This is a genomic window from Brevibacterium linens ATCC 9172, assembly GCF_900169165.1.
GTDB lineage: Bacteria > Actinomycetota > Actinomycetes > Actinomycetales > Brevibacteriaceae > Brevibacterium > Brevibacterium linens.
In genome coordinates this window covers 16,779-31,007 of the sequence record NZ_FXYY01000009.1, presented here as the reverse complement: position 1 = coordinate 31,007, position 14,229 = coordinate 16,779, and the positions used below count along the sequence as shown (strand labels likewise).

10 protein-coding genes are annotated in these 14,229 nt (G+C 66.0%); 7 read left to right on the top strand and 3 right to left on the bottom strand.

Annotated elements, in window-relative coordinates; translation table 11 throughout:
• Positions 1-87 precede the first annotated feature (87 nt).
• From hutH to hutU, 3 genes are all read right to left on the bottom strand, one after another.
• Positions 88-1,764, bottom strand: coding sequence for a histidine ammonia-lyase (hutH, locus tag BLIN9172_RS08850; protein ID WP_101554740.1), 1,677 nt, complete (start codon positions 1,762-1,764; stop codon positions 88-90).
• 35 nt (positions 1,765-1,799) lie between these two features.
• Positions 1,800-3,071: an imidazolonepropionase gene (gene hutI / locus BLIN9172_RS08845; protein ID WP_101554739.1), complete on the bottom strand. Its 1,272-nt coding sequence runs from the start codon at positions 3,069-3,071 to the stop codon at positions 1,800-1,802.
• A gap of 497 nt (positions 3,072-3,568) precedes the next feature.
• Positions 3,569-5,290 carry a urocanate hydratase gene (gene hutU, locus BLIN9172_RS08840; RefSeq protein ID WP_101554738.1) on the bottom strand — a complete coding sequence of 574 codons (1,722 nt, stop codon included), beginning with the start codon at positions 5,288-5,290 and terminating at the stop codon, positions 3,569-3,571.
• Positions 5,291-5,591: 301 nt separating this feature from the next.
• On the opposite strand from hutU, the gene BLIN9172_RS08835 reads away from it, so the two are divergent.
• The 7 genes from BLIN9172_RS08835 (at position 5,592) to BLIN9172_RS08805 (ending at position 14,090) form a co-directional block, all read left to right on the top strand.
• Entirely contained in the window at positions 5,592-6,485 is an 894-nt protein-coding gene (locus BLIN9172_RS08835; RefSeq protein ID WP_101554737.1) for a LysR family transcriptional regulator, read from the top strand.
• Between the two features lie 267 nt (positions 6,486-6,752).
• Complete coding sequence (locus BLIN9172_RS08830; RefSeq protein WP_240812001.1) at positions 6,753-7,976, top strand: acetyl-CoA C-acetyltransferase; 1,224 nt, start codon at positions 6,753-6,755, stop codon at positions 7,974-7,976.
• 213 nt (positions 7,977-8,189) lie between these two features.
• Entirely contained in the window at positions 8,190-9,386 is a 1,197-nt protein-coding gene (locus tag BLIN9172_RS08825) for a CaiB/BaiF CoA transferase family protein (RefSeq protein ID WP_180956958.1), read from the top strand.
• A 93-nt stretch (positions 9,387-9,479) separates the two neighbouring features.
• Positions 9,480-10,616 carry an acyl-CoA dehydrogenase family protein gene (locus tag BLIN9172_RS08820; RefSeq protein ID WP_101554735.1) on the top strand — a complete coding sequence of 379 codons (1,137 nt, stop codon included), beginning with the start codon at positions 9,480-9,482 and terminating at the stop codon, positions 10,614-10,616.
• Positions 10,617-10,841: 225 nt separating this feature from the next.
• The gene (locus BLIN9172_RS08815; protein ID WP_101554734.1) at positions 10,842-12,272 is read left to right on the top strand and encodes a purine-cytosine permease family protein; all 1,431 of its coding nucleotides are present in this window, start codon (positions 10,842-10,844) and stop codon (positions 12,270-12,272) included.
• Positions 12,273-12,630: 358 nt separating this feature from the next.
• The gene (locus tag BLIN9172_RS08810; RefSeq protein ID WP_101554733.1) at positions 12,631-13,773 is read left to right on the top strand and encodes a lipase family protein; all 1,143 of its coding nucleotides are present in this window, start codon (positions 12,631-12,633) and stop codon (positions 13,771-13,773) included.
• The gene (locus tag BLIN9172_RS08805) at positions 13,698-14,090 is read left to right on the top strand and encodes a lipase family protein (RefSeq protein ID WP_170286871.1); all 393 of its coding nucleotides are present in this window, start codon (positions 13,698-13,700) and stop codon (positions 14,088-14,090) included. The genes BLIN9172_RS08810 and BLIN9172_RS08805 overlap by 76 nt, the downstream gene beginning before the upstream one ends.
• Positions 14,091-14,229 lie beyond the last annotated feature (139 nt).

Genomic DNA, 14,229 nt, shown 5'->3' with positions numbered 1-14,229 from the left:
CGGTGATGTGTCGGTCCTGCAGTCGGCCGGCCCTGGCGTCATACGCCCGACGGTCGGGTCCGGTCGGCGACAAGCCCCTGCCCCGTGTCAGTCCTGGTGGGTGGTGGCTGCAGAGGTGCCCGAAGCTTCGGCGGCGGCTTCGAGGTTACCCAGCGCAGTGAACTCTGGATCGTTGACGGCCGGTCCGCCGTCTTCCGGCTGCCAGGTTCCGGCAGCAGCGGTGACGGTGTGGGTCAGCGGTGCAACCGCCTCGGCGGCGGCGATAAGCGAACCGTCCTTGACCTTCGCAATGGTCTCGGCGAGTTCGGGCGAGAGGAACCGGTCGGGTCCGGGTCCGGGCACGGTCTCACGGATCGCCGCGATCACGGCTCCGGTCACCGGTGCCGGTGCGGCGTCGCGCATATCGCAGGCACGGGAGGCGGCATAGAGTTCGATGCCGACGACGGAGGCGAGGTTGTCGATGACCTTGCGCAGCTTGCGTGCGGCCGACCACCCCATGGACACGTGGTCTTCCTGCATGGCCGAGGACGGGATCGAGTCGACCGAGGCCGGGGTAGCGCCGCGTTTGGCCTCGGACACCATGGCCGCCTGCGTGTAGTGGGCGATCATCAGTCCCGAATCGACGCCGGCGTCATCGGCGAGGAATGGAGTGAGGTTCTGGTTGCGGGCGACATCCATCATCCGGTCGGTGCGGCGTTCGGACATCGAGGCGACGTCGGCGGCGACGATCGCGAGGAAGTCCAAGGCATGGGCCAGCGGTGCACCGTGGAAGTTGCCGTTCGAAGACACCATTCCATTGGTGAGCACGACGGGGTTGTCGATGGCGGCCCGCAGTTCGCGTTCGGCGACCTGGGCGGCGAAGGCGACGGCGTCGCGGGCGGCGCCGTTGACCTGCGGGGCGCAGCGCATCGAATACGCGTCCTGGACGAGGTGGGTTGAGTCGCGGTGGCTGGCGGTGATGCCCGAGTCCTTGAGCGAGGCGAGCATGTTCGCGGCCGAGGCGGCCTGACCGTCGTGCGGGCGCAGCGCGTAGTGGAGTTCGGGGGCGAAGACGGCGTCGGTGCCGAAGAGTCCTTCGATGCTCATGGCCGCGGACACGTCGACGGCGGTGAGCAGGTTCTCCAGGTCGGTCAGGGCCATGATGAGCATGCCCAGCATGCCGTCGGTGCCGTTGACGAGCGCGAGGCCCTCCTTCTCGGCCAGGGTGACCGGGGTGATTCCGGCCTTTGCGAGGATCTCGTCGGCCGGTCCCGCCACTCCGTCGGGCCCTTCGGCCACGCCTTCGCCCATGACGACGAGGGCACACGCCGACAGGGGCGCGAGGTCGCCGGAGCAGCCGAGTGATCCGTATTCGTGGACGACCGGGGTGATTCCGGCGTTGAGCAGGTCGACGTAGGTCTGGAGGACTTCGGCGCGGACGCCGGCCCGACCGGTGGCGAGTGTCCGGGCGCGCAGCAGCATGAGGGCGCGCACGACTTCGCGTTCAACGGGCTCGCCGACGCCGGCGGCGTGGGAACGGATGAGGGATTTCTGCAGCTGGGTGCGCAGTTCGGCGGGGATGTGGCGCTGCGCGAGCGCGCCGAATCCGGTGGAGACCCCATAGACGGGCTTCTCGGCCTGGGCGAGGGCGTCGATGGCCTCGCGGTACTTGTTCACCCGGGCCAGGGTGGCTTCGGACAGGGAGACTTTTGCGTCGCGGCGGGCGACGTCGACCACCTCGGCGAAGGTCAGTGTGTCGGGGTCGAGATCGATGAATGTGGTCATGAAGAGCCTTTCCTTGTGTTCGTCGTGGATGAAGTTCAGTCGCGGGATCGGTTGTCGACGATGAGCTCACCGCCGGAGTAGACCCTCTCGACCAGCTGGACACCCGGCCGGTAGGCCAGGTGGCGGTAGCTGGGTGCGTCGAGGATGGCCAGGTCGGCGCGGGCTCCCGCTCCGAGGTGGCCGACATCGGTGCGCTGCAGGGCGTTGGCTCCGCCGGCTGTCGCCGCCCACACTGCCTGTTCGACGGTGAAGTGCATGTCGCGAACGCCGATGGCGATGACGAAGGGCATGCTGTTGGAGAACCCGGAGCCGGGATTGCAGTCGCTGGCGATCGCCAACGAGACTCCCGCGTCGACGTAGCGGCGCGCGTCCGGGTAGGGCTGTCGGGTGGAGAATTCGATGCTCGGCAGCAGGGTGACGACGGTGCCCGCCTCGGCGAGGACGGCAAGGTCCTCATCGGAGGCGAAGGTCGCGTGGTCGACGGAAGCGCAGCCGAGTTCGGCGCCGAGCTTGAGCGCCCCTCCCTCGGTGAGCTGGTTGGCGTGCAGCCGCGGTTTCATTCCGACGGCCTTGCCGGCTTCGATGATCCGCCGGGTCTGATCCTCGGTGAAGGCACCGGTTTCGCAGAACACATCGATCCACTTCGCCTTGCCCCCGGCCGCAGGGATGATCTCGTCGATGACGAGGTCGACGTAGCCTTCCGGATTCTCTTTGAATTCAGGCGGGACGACGTGCGCGGCGATGAGGGTCGATTCCTCGGTGTGCCGGTTGATGATGTCGAGGGCCTGGATCTCGTCGGGCACGGTCAGCCCGTAGCCGGACTTGATCTCGAACGTCGTCGTTCCCTGCCGCCTGGCCTGATCGAGCAGGTGGACGAGGTTCGCCTCGAGTTCGGATTCCGTCGCTGCGCGGGTGGCGGCCACGGTGGTGGCGATGCCCCCGGCCGAGTACTTCTGCCCGGCCATCCGCGCCGCGAATTCCTCGGACCGATCACCGGCGAAGATGAGGTGATTGTGGCTGTCGACGAAGCCCGGGATGACGGCCTTCCCGCCGAGGTCGATGGTCTCGAGTCCGCCTAAATCGTTCGCCGAGGTGACTTCCCCATTGACGATGTCATCGTCGTTGACGTCGTGTGCGATCGCCTCGCCGAGGTAGTTCTGCACCGCCGTGTCCGCCTGTGCGGACGACCCCGACCAGATGATCCGGCCGTCTTCGACGAGCAGAGCGGCATCTGTGACGACATCGAGTTCGCCGAGGCTGTCGAGGTCGTTGACGACCAATTCGCTGATCCCGGTGAATAGCTGCATGACGGTCGGCCCTTTCCGATCGAGTGTGGTCCACAACCAGTATGGACCGCGCGGAGACAACAGAGAACGACCCGAAACGAGATTCGTCCGACATTTCGGACAGTGGGCGAGGGCAGCTGCCTGGCACGAAGAGGTTCAACGCCACCGCACGCGACCTGCCGTCCGGCGCAACAGACCAGCGGTGCACGCGATCTGCCGACAAGCAGAGCGGCGGCGCACCTCGCGACTCGCCGTCGGCAACCGCCCGCGGCACACAAAAAGTCGAGCAGCACTGTTTCAAATCAGTGCTGCTCGACTTTTCTCGAGCTGTTCGGCGCCCTTACTGCAGGGCGGAATCCACGTTTGGTACACCCTATTCTGAAATGCCCACCGAGTGTTGCTACCACCGATAGATTCCGCCGTGAGCAATTCAGAACAGCCTGTACCAAAGTGCCCGCTTGAGCCGCGACCGCGCCCGTCGACGCAGCGCACGTGTACGCACCTGCGCCGCAGACTGCTTACTGTGCGGCGGAATCCTCGTCGCGCTTGTCGAGCTCGGGGATCATCGGCACGCGCTGACCGCGCTCCTCGGCCACCTCGGAGGCGCGATCGTAGCCGGCGTCGACGTGGCGGATGACGCCCATGCCCGGGTCGTTCGTGAGCAAGCGTGCCAGTTTCTGAGCGGCCAGCTCGGTGCCGTCGGCCACGGACACTTGGCCGGCGTGGATGGAACGGCCGATGCCGACGCCGCCGCCATGGTGGATCGACACCCAGGTAGCACCCGAGGAGGTGTTGACCAGGGCGTTGAGCAGCGGCCAGTCGGCCACGGCGTCCGTGCCGTCGAGCATCGATTCGGTCTCGCGGTAGGGGCTGGCGACGGAACCGGAGTCGAGGTGGTCACGGCCGATGACGATCGGGGCCGAGATCTTGCCTTCGGCGACGAGCTGGTTGAACAGCAGACCGGCCTGGTGGCGTTCCTTGTAGCCGAGCCAGCAGATGCGTGCCGGCAGGCCTTCGAACTCGACGTATTCGTTGGCGGCGTCGAGCCATGTGCGGAGGTGTTCGTTCTCGGGGAAGAGCTCCTTGAGAGCCTGGTCGGTGACCTCGATGTCCTTCGGGTCGCCGGACAGCGCGACCCAGCGGAAGGGTCCGAGGCCTTCGCAGAAGAGGGGGCGGATATAGGCGGGGACGAAGCCGGGGAACTCGAAGGCGCGGTCGTAGCCGGCTTTGCGAGCTTCGTCGCGGATCGAGTTGCCGTAGTCGAAGACCTCGGCGCCGCGGTCCTGGAATTCGACCATGGCCTTCACGTGCTTGGCCATGGACTCCTCGGCGCGGATGGTGAACTTCTCGGCATCCTGCTCGGCCTCTTCGTGCCAGTCGTCGACGCTCACGCCCACCGGCAGGTAGGACAGCGGGTCGTGGGCCGAGGTCTGGTCGGTGACGATGTCGACTTCGGCTGCCTCGGGGCGGTCGAGGATGAGCGGAAGGATCTCGGCGGCGTTGCCGACGAGCCCGACGGACAGGGCCTGCTTGTTCTTCTTCGCTTCGATGACCTTGGCCAGTGCGGTGTCGAGGTCGGTTTCGACCTCGTCGAGGTAGCGCTTGCCCTTGCGGCGGTCGAGGCGGGTCTTGTCGACGTCGATGATGAGGCAGGCGCCGTCGTTGAGCGTCACGGACAGCGGCTGGGCTCCGCCCATTCCGCCGCAGCCGGCGGTGATGGTCAGGGTTCCGGCGAGGGTGCCGTCGAAGCGCTTGCGGGCGATAGCACCGAAGGTCTCGTAGGTGCCCTGGAGGATACCCTGGGTGGCGATGTAGATCCAGGAGCCGGCGGTCATCTGGCCGTACATCATCAGGCCCTCGGCCTCGAGCTCGCGGAAGTGCTCCCAGTTGGCCCAGTCGCCGACGAGGTTGGAGTTCGCGATGAGCACGCGTGGGGCCCATTCGTGGGTGCGCATGACGCCGACCGGCTTGCCGGACTGGATGAGCAGGGTCTCGTCGTCCTCGAGGTCGTCGAGGGTACGCACGATTGCGTCATATGCTTCCCAGGAGCGGGCCGCGCGGCCGGTGCCGCCGTAGACGACGAGGTCTTCGGGACGCTCGGCGACCTCGGGGTCGAGGTTGTTCATGAGCATGCGCTTGGGGGCTTCGGTCTGCCACGACTTCGCGGTGATCTCGGTTCCGCGGTCGGCGCGGATGACCCGGGAAGGGTCGTGCTGGGTGAACGACGGCTTGGTGGTCATGGGTTCTCCTTGTCGCTGTGTCCGACAACGCGGATACTGGTCTGCGGGTTCGGCAGGAAACCGACTATCGGCCCGTCCTGCGCTGTCTGCTCTGACTACACATCCCATTCTGGCGGCTGGAGAGGATCGTGGAAGTGGTCCGGATCAGGTTCTGTCCGATATTTCGGACGCGCTCGAGATATGCGCCGCACACCCAATTGCCGACCGCTATAAAACAGCTCAGGCATTGATTACCCAGCGTGCAATAATGATGGCCACCCGCATGTCCGACCGCCTGAACGCCTGACGAGGGAGAACGTCCATGGAGCTGCAGCAGATCCGCGCCTTCGTCGCCGTCGCCGAAGAACTCCACTTCGGCCGCGCCGCCGAACGCCTCGGCATGGCCCAACCCCCGCTGAGCCGCACCATCCGCTCCCTGGAGACCGACCTCGGCGCTTCTCTGTTCCAACGCACGACCCGCTCAGTCAGCCTCTCCCCCGCCGGCGAAGCCCTGCTCGAGCCGGCCAAGCACATGCTCGCCACCCAGCAGGCCGCCGTCGAATCCGTCCACCGCTCCTCCAGCGGTGAGGTCGGCCGCGTCCGCTTCGGCTACTCACACCCGTCTTCCCGCGACCTCGCCGCCACCCTCGTGGCGGCCTCACACGAACGCAATCCGGGCATCACCTTCCACCTCGAGTCGACGGTCTATGCCGACGAAGGCCTCGAGAGGATCATGGACGGCACTCTCGACCTCGCCCTGGTTCGCTGGCGACGGAGGCCCCCGCTCATCGCCGGCCGCCCCGTGGCCATCGAGCGCCCATGCGTCGCCATGCCGAGTTCGCACCGACTGGCGAAGCGAAAGAAGATCGGCGTCACCGAGCTCGCCGATGAGCCCTTCGTGCTCCTGCCCGCGCGGCCGAATTCGAACCTGCGCGAAACCGCCATGCGCCTGTGTCTCGATGCCGGATTCAGCCCACGCACGGTCCAGGAGGCCCCCGACTCGCAGTCGATCTCTGCTCTCGTGGCCGCCGGAATGGGTGTGACGATTACGTTCGATTCCGTCGCCGCCGGCTACGACTCGCGGGTCTCCGCGGTTCCGCTCGACCTGCCGAACGAAGCCACTCAGCTGCACCTCGCGTACCGCCTCGACCAGCAGGATGCAGCCCTGAGCACGGTCCTCGATGTCGCCGAGGCGGTCCTGCCGACAGTCCGCTGAGCTCGGCTGGTCTCACCGCCGTTCGGAGGATCTTCATGTCCGTCGCCCACGCGACCGAGCCCACCATCGTTCGCCGCGCACGCGTCCGCCGACCATCTGAGGCGCCTCGGGATACCCATTTATTGAGACGACCTCTTGTCTCCGGCGATCTATTCGGATATGTTCATCAATCAGAATGTATTGATATCAGCATCGGCAGTGATGCCGAAAGGATCGATGCCCCACCGCCGCGGCAGGACGGCTCGATCACAACCCAAGGGAGACCCTGTGTCCGAAGACATCGTCATCTGCGAACCTCTCCGCTCCCCCGTGGGCGGATTCGGCGGACAGTTCAAGGACGTGCCGCATGAGGAGCTCGGCCGACAGGTCCTCACAGCTCTGCTGGAGAAGACCAACCTGCCGGGCGAGGCCATTGAGGATGTCGTCCTCGGCAACTGCTATCCGCACATGGAGACTCCGGCGATCGGCCGCGTCGTCGCCCTCAATGCGGGACTGCCGATCACCGTTCCCGGCCGCCAGGTCGACCGTCGCTGCGGCTCCGGCCTGCAGGCGATCGCCGACGCTCACGCGATGATCTCGGCCGGCTTCGCCGACCTCGTCGTTGCCGGCGGCGTCGAGTCGATGAGCCGCGCACCGTTCTTTAATGAGGAGATCCGCTGGGGCGTCAAGGGCGGCAACATCGAGCTCAAGGACGGTCTCGTCCGCGGCCGCCTCACCGCAGGCGGCAACGACTACCCGGTGCCCGGCGGAATGATCGAAACCGCGGAGAACCTGCGCCGTGAGTACACGATCTCACGGGAGGACCAGGACGCCTACGCCGTGGAATCGCACCGTCGTGCCGCCTCGGCGATGGAAGAAGGGAAGTTCGCCGACGAGATCGTGCCGATCACCCTGCCGGCCACCCGGAAGACCCCCGAACAGGTCATCACGACCGATGAGCACATCCGTCCCGGGTCGACGGTCGAGAAGCTCGCGAAGCTCAAGCCGATGCTCGGGAAGTCCGACGATGAGGCCACGGTGACCGCCGGAAATGCCTCGGGACAGAACGACGGCGCCGCGCTGTGCATCGTGACCACCGCGTCCAAGGCCGCCGAGCTGGGCCTGCGGGTCTTCGCCCGCATGCGCAGCTGGGCCGTGGCCGGAGTGCCGCCGAAGACGATGGGCATCGGGCCGGTCCCGGCGACCGCGAAGGCGCTGCAGCGTGCAGGTCTCGAACTCGGAGACATCGACCTCATCGAACTCAACGAGGCTTTCGCGGCGCAGGTGCTCGCCTGCACGAGCGAATGGAAGCTCACCGAATCCGACTTCGCCGAACGCCTCAATGTCAACGGTTCGGGCATCTCACTGGGCCACCCGGTCGGCGCAACCGGTGGGCGCATCCTCGCCACCCTGCTGCGGGAGATGGATCGCCGCGGTTCGCGCTACGGCGTTGAGACGATGTGCATCGGCGGCGGTCAGGGAATGGCCGCGGTCTTCGAACGCGTCGCCTGAGGCCCGCTCGTCTCACGACGAGAAGAACTCAGTGCACTGCCCTGGCCGGAAGCTCTTCCGGCCAGGGCAACGTGCATTGAGCGCCGGAATTCCGTCCCGGGGGCAGACCGCCCATCAGTACTTCGGAACGTCCGACACCTCCGTCCGACACTTCGGACGAAATCCCGTCACACCCCGTTGTCTTCGCCCTGGTCACTGCCGAGGATGAAGATCATGAACGCAACGAAGCAGCTCCTGACCGGGGTTCGGGTCGCCGATTTCTCCCGAGTTCTCGCCGGCCCCTACGCCACCGCCATGCTCGCCGATCAGGGCGCCGAGGTGGTCAAGATCGAGATGCCCGGCCACGGTGACGATTCCCGACATCTCGGACCCTTCACCGATTCCGGGTCGACGTACTTCACCGGACTCAACCGCGGAAAGCGCTCGATCGAAGCCGACCTCAAGGACCCCGACGACCACGCACGACTGCTCGAACTCATCGCCGAATGCGACGTCGTCGTCGAGAACTTCCGCCCCGGCGTCGCCGCGAAGCTCGGCCTGTCCTACGAGGACCTCACGGCCGTCAGACCCGATCTCGTCTATGCCTCGATCTCCGGCTTCGGCCAGGCCGGCAGTCAGGCGGGACGACCTGCCTATGACACGGTCATCCAGGCACTGAGCGGACTCATGGCCTCGACCGGCTTCGCCGACGGCTCTCCCACCCGAGTCGGAGAATCGATCGCCGATGTCTCCGCTGGAGTGTTCGCGGCCTTCGGCATCTCCTCGGCGCTCTTCCACCGTCAGACCACCGGCGAGGGAGCCCATATCGACATTCCGATGCTCGATGTCATGCTCGCCATGCAGCCGACGAATGCCTCCCTCCACGCGGCCGGCTCCTCTCCGTCGCGGGTCGGCAACCGCCACCCCGTCTCCGCCCCCTTCGACACCTACCGCGCCGCCGACGGACTCGTCGTCATCGCCGTGGCCAACGACCGCCTCTTCGGCACTCTCGCCGCCACGCTCGGCAAGCCGGAGCTCGCCGCCGACCCGCGCTTCGCCACCGACGGGCAGCGGTCGGAGCACGCCGAGGCACTGCGCATCGAGATCGAAGAGTTCACCAGCGGGCGCACCGTGACCGAGCTGTGCGAGATCTTCGATGCCGCCGGAGTCCCCAACTCCCCCGTCCTCGATTTCGCCGAGGCGGTCACCGGGCCCATCGGCAAAGGTCGCGGACTCACTGCCGCCGATCCGCGCACCGGTCACACCTATCTCGGCCATCCGCTCCTCGTCGACGGCGCCCGCCCAGCGTCGACGCTTCCGGCACCGCACCTCGGCGAACACAATGCCGACTTCGCCGAGGCGGGGCGGATGAAGCCGTCGGACCCAACGGATTCGACGGACTCGGCCGAACCGACCGAGTCGGCGAACTGAGCCGCGGGACGAAGGATTCGGCTCCTCCCGCCGACGCCTCCCTCCACGCACATCCTCTGCACCTCACGATCAACCCACCTCCAAGGAGCACTCATGGCCTTCGACATCACCGCCGACGAACAGGAACTCGTCGACGCCGTCGCCCAGATCAGCAAGGACGTCCTCGCCCCGCAGGCGGCCTCCGCAGACGCGAACGAACGCGTCTCGGATGAGACGTTGAAGACCCTCGCCGAGGTGGGGGTCATGGGGCTCAACCTGCCCGAGGAATTCGGCGGGCCCGGCGTCGGTTCGGTGGCGATGAGCCAGATGGTCGCCGCCATCACCGAGGCGTGCGCATCGACCGCGTCGATCGTCACCGCGCAGTTCCTCGCCACCGACTCGATCCTGCTCGGCGGCACCGACGCCCAGCGCGAGGCGTGGCTGCCGCGGGCCGCCGCCGGCGAAGTCATCGGCTCCTTCGGACTCACCGAGCCGGGGGCCGGGTCCAACCCGGCGGAGATGTCGACGAAGGCCACTCGCGTCGACGGCGGATGGCATATCAAGGGCACGAAGTGCTTCATCACCAACGCCGGCTTCGCGGACTTCATCATCGTCTACGCGAAGACCGACGTCGACGCCGGCCACAAGGGAATCAGCGCATTCATCGTCGACACCGCGGTCGCCTCGGCGGGGCTGGACTTCAATCCCCCGGAGAAGACGATGGGTCTTCGCGGAAGTCCGGTCTACGAGTTCGTCATCGACACCGTGGTTCCCGAGGACGCCCTCCTCGGGAAGGCAGGCGAAGGCTTCACGACGGCCATGCGCGTGCTTGACCGCGGCCGCATCGAGGTGGCTGCGATGAGCCTGGGAATCGGCAAGGCTGCCCTCGACGCCGCCGTGGCGTGGGCCGGCGAGCGCAAGATCAACGGCAAGCCGCTGAACAGGCTCCAAGGCATCGCGTTCAAGCTCGCGGACATGTACACGAAGTACCGTTCGGCGTGGCTGCTGACGATGGACGCCGCCGAACAGCGCGACGCCGAGGTGGACTTCACTCGATCCTCGGCAACGGCGAAGCTCGCCGCCTCCGAGGCGGCCGCCTTCATCGCCGACGAAGCCCTGCAGATCCATGGCGGGTACGGCTTCACTCGCGACTTCCCGCTCGAGCGATACGTTCGCGACGCTCGGATCTACCGCATCTACGAAGGCTCCTCGGAGATCCAACGCACGATCATCGCCCGATCTCTGTCCTGACGAGTCGGCTGAAACAAGCCGGAGAATCGATCGAAACAGCACAGAAATCCGCCCGAGAATACGATCGAAGCGGGGCTGAGGGGCGATTCGTTCGCCGTTGAGTCCCGCTATTCATTTCACCCCGCAGATGATCCGAAATATCGGACAGAATGTGTGATTCAGGTCTCGTCTCTCATCGTCTTTGGGTGTTGACTGAGTCTGATTCATCACTCAAAGGAGGCAATCTTGGCTAGTACGACCAATTCGGGGATCGAGAAGCGATCCATCGAGATGGTGCCTGACGCCGAGCGTCACGGAACGCCACGTTCCCAGTTCACCCTGTGGTTCGGCGCCAACACTCAGATCACCGCGATCGTCGACGGGGCCTTGGCCGTCGTCTTCGGCGCCGACGCACTCTGGGCGATCATCGGCCTGCTCATCGGCAACATCATCGGCGGAATCGTCATGGCACTCCACTCGGCGCAGGGTCCGCAGCTGGGTCTGCCGCAGATGATCTCCTCGCGCGCCCAGTTCGGCATCATCGGCGCGATCATCCCGCTCGTGCTCGTCGTGCTCATGTACATCGGCTTCGCCTCGACCGGCGCGGTGCTGTCCGGCCAGGCCGTCAACCTCATCATCGGCGTTCAGACCCCATGGGTCGGCATCGTCATCTTCGGTGCGCTCACGGCGTTGGTGGCCCTGCTGGGATACAAGTACATCCACGTGCTCGGTCGGATCTCCTCGGTGACGGGCCTGCTCGGCTTCCTCTTCATCACCTACTGCGTACTCACCCAGGTCGACGTCCCCGGACTGATCTCGGGTTCGTCGTTCGCCTTCCCCGCCTTCCTCTCGGCCATCGCCCTGTCCGTGGGCTGGCAGCTGACCTATGGACCGTATGTGGCTGACTACTCGCGCTACCTGCCGCGCTCGACCCCATCCTCGAAGACCTTCTGGTTCACCTTCGGCGGATCGGTCATCGGTTCGCAGTGGTCGATGACCCTGGGCGCGCTCATCGGTGCGGCCGCCATGACCGAGTCCGGCAACGAATTCGTCGAGAATCAGGTCGCCTATGTCGGCGACATCGTCGGCGGGGGTGTGTTCGCCCTGCTCATCTTCATCGTCATCCTGCTGGGCAAGCTCACGGTCAACACCCTCAACGCCTATGGCGCGTTCATGTGCACGCTGACGATCCTCACCTCCTTTGGCAACAGGGCGACCATCCGTCGATGGACCCGCGCGGTCTTCGTCATCGGCATCGTCACCCTGACCGTGCTCGTGGCGCTGCTGGCCTCGGCGGACTTCCTCGCGAACTTCAAGAACTTCGTGCTCGCGCTGTTGATGGTGTTCACCCCCTGGAGCGTCATCAACCTCACCGACTACTACCTGATCTCGAAGGACCGCTTCGACATCCCCGCCTTCTACGACCGGCACGGTCGCTACGGCAACTGGAACTGGCGTGCGCTGGCCGCCTACGGGATCGGCGTCGTCGTGCAGATCCCCTTCCTCGCCCAGTCCTTCTACACCGGCCCGCTGGTCGCGAAGCTCGGCGGCGCGGACATCTCGTGGCTCGTGGGCATCATCGTCACCTTCATCCTCTACTACGTGCTCATCCGCAACCGCGGAGTCGCTCCGACGGAGACGATCTACCCCAGCCTCGAGGAACTCGAGCGCAAGTGAGACCCACCCCCGCCGAGGCGGCCCTGCCCACTCCGGGCAGCTGACCTCGGCGGGGTGGTTCGGCTCCTCCAACGGCCGTCGGCCGGCAGCGTGCTTCGCTGTCGACCGGCGGCCGTCGACGTGTCTCTCCACCAGGCAACAGACCGAATCTGCACTTAACTACCACTCAGTTCTACTATCAAGTAATGTGTGTGGTGCCCGTCACAACCAGAACGTCCAACGGTGAACACTCTGGTCGACTGCACCCCGTCGCGACTCTGATCTCACCGTCACGGTGTACACCGCTGCGGTCTGCACCGACACCGCTGTCCCGCACCTTCTCAATGCCGAGAGACAAGGAAGAACAGGACCACCGCCTATGAGCACGCCAACCACAGCACTGCCTACCACCTCCTCACACGGGCCTCGTCGTCGCCTCCAGGCCCTGAGCGCCGCAGCCGTCGTCGGCCTCGCACTCACCCTGCGCACGACGACCGCTCCGGCCCAGGCCGCCGAACTCGTTCCGCAGACCGAGGACGAAGCCGAAGAGTTCCTCGACGACCGTGCGGCGGAGGATCCGAGCACGCTCGATCGCCACAGCGTCCCCGAGGGCATCAGCGTCGAAGAGGCACAGAAGGCCGTCGAAGAGTCCGATGAGATCACCACGGCCGATGTCGAATACGCCGCCGCGCAGGAGGAGCTTCCGGCATCGGGGGTTCCCGGGAACTTCTATCGGACCCCGGACTCGCTGCCGAGCGCGGACGGCACGGTGCTCAAGCAGGCCGACTCCGATTTCTACCTCGACCCGGTGAAGCTCATCAAGCATGACGCGAAGTCGACGGTCTTCATGTACAAGACCACCGATGAGAAGGGCAAGGCCCGAGCCGCCACCGCCACTCTGCTCACCCCGAACGGCGCGAGCGGCCACGCTGAGGATGCCGTCGTCATCGCGCCGGGCACCCAGGGCATCGCCGACAAGTGCGCTCCGAGCCGCCAGATGGGCATGGGCACCGAATACGAAGGCATCTCCGTCGCATCGGCCCTCGCCGCAAAGCATCCGGTTGTCGTCGTCGACTACATGGGCCTCGGCACCGAAGGCACCCACCACTACGTCAACCGTGTCGAAGAGGGGCGCTCCGTCCTCGACGCGGCACGTGCCGTCCAGCAGGTCGATGGCAGCGAGATCGATGAGGACACCCAGCTCCAGCTGCGCGGCTACTCGCAGGGCGGTCATGCTACGACGGCGGCCCTGGAGCTCCAGAAGGAGTGGGCGCCCGAGCTCAACATCGCCTCCGCTTCGGCCGGCGCGGTGCCGACCGACCTGTACAAAAGACCGTCTCCGGTCTCTCGAGCGTCTATACGGCATTCGCACTCTACGGCGTCGTCGGGTTCGCCGATCAGGCTGACATCGATCTGTCAGAATTCCTCAACGAGAAGGGGCAGAAGGTGGTCGCCGAAACAGCGGACAAGTGCACCGTCCAAGCCCTGCTCTCGACTGCCTTCACGGATGGGAAGTCGCTGACGAAGAACGGCGAGTCGTTCCCTGAGGTCATCGACGAGAACTTCACGGACATCGTTGACCGGCAGCGGTTGGGTAAGGCCGAAGTGCCTGATATTCCGCTGCTGGTCAACCACAGCCGCCTCGACGACGTCATCTCGTTCGATCAGGGCAAGGAGCTCGCGTCGACCTGGTGCAGAGCCGGTCACAAGGTGGCCTTCGAGGACAATCTCGGGCCCACTCACTTAGGCGGCTACGTCGCAGCCCTGCCCCGCATCGAGACCTTCACCAGTCGCACCTTCGCGGGCAAGGCTCCGCTCGACAGCTGCTGGAGGCTGTGACCTCCCACCCTCACCGAGGCGGCCCTCCCTGATCGGATCACGCATCCGAACGACGTGGCCCATCCTCGCCGCGGCGGCCCGCACCGTTGGGAAGCCCATGCACACGAGGCGGCCCTCCCGAAATGGGAGGGCCGCCTCG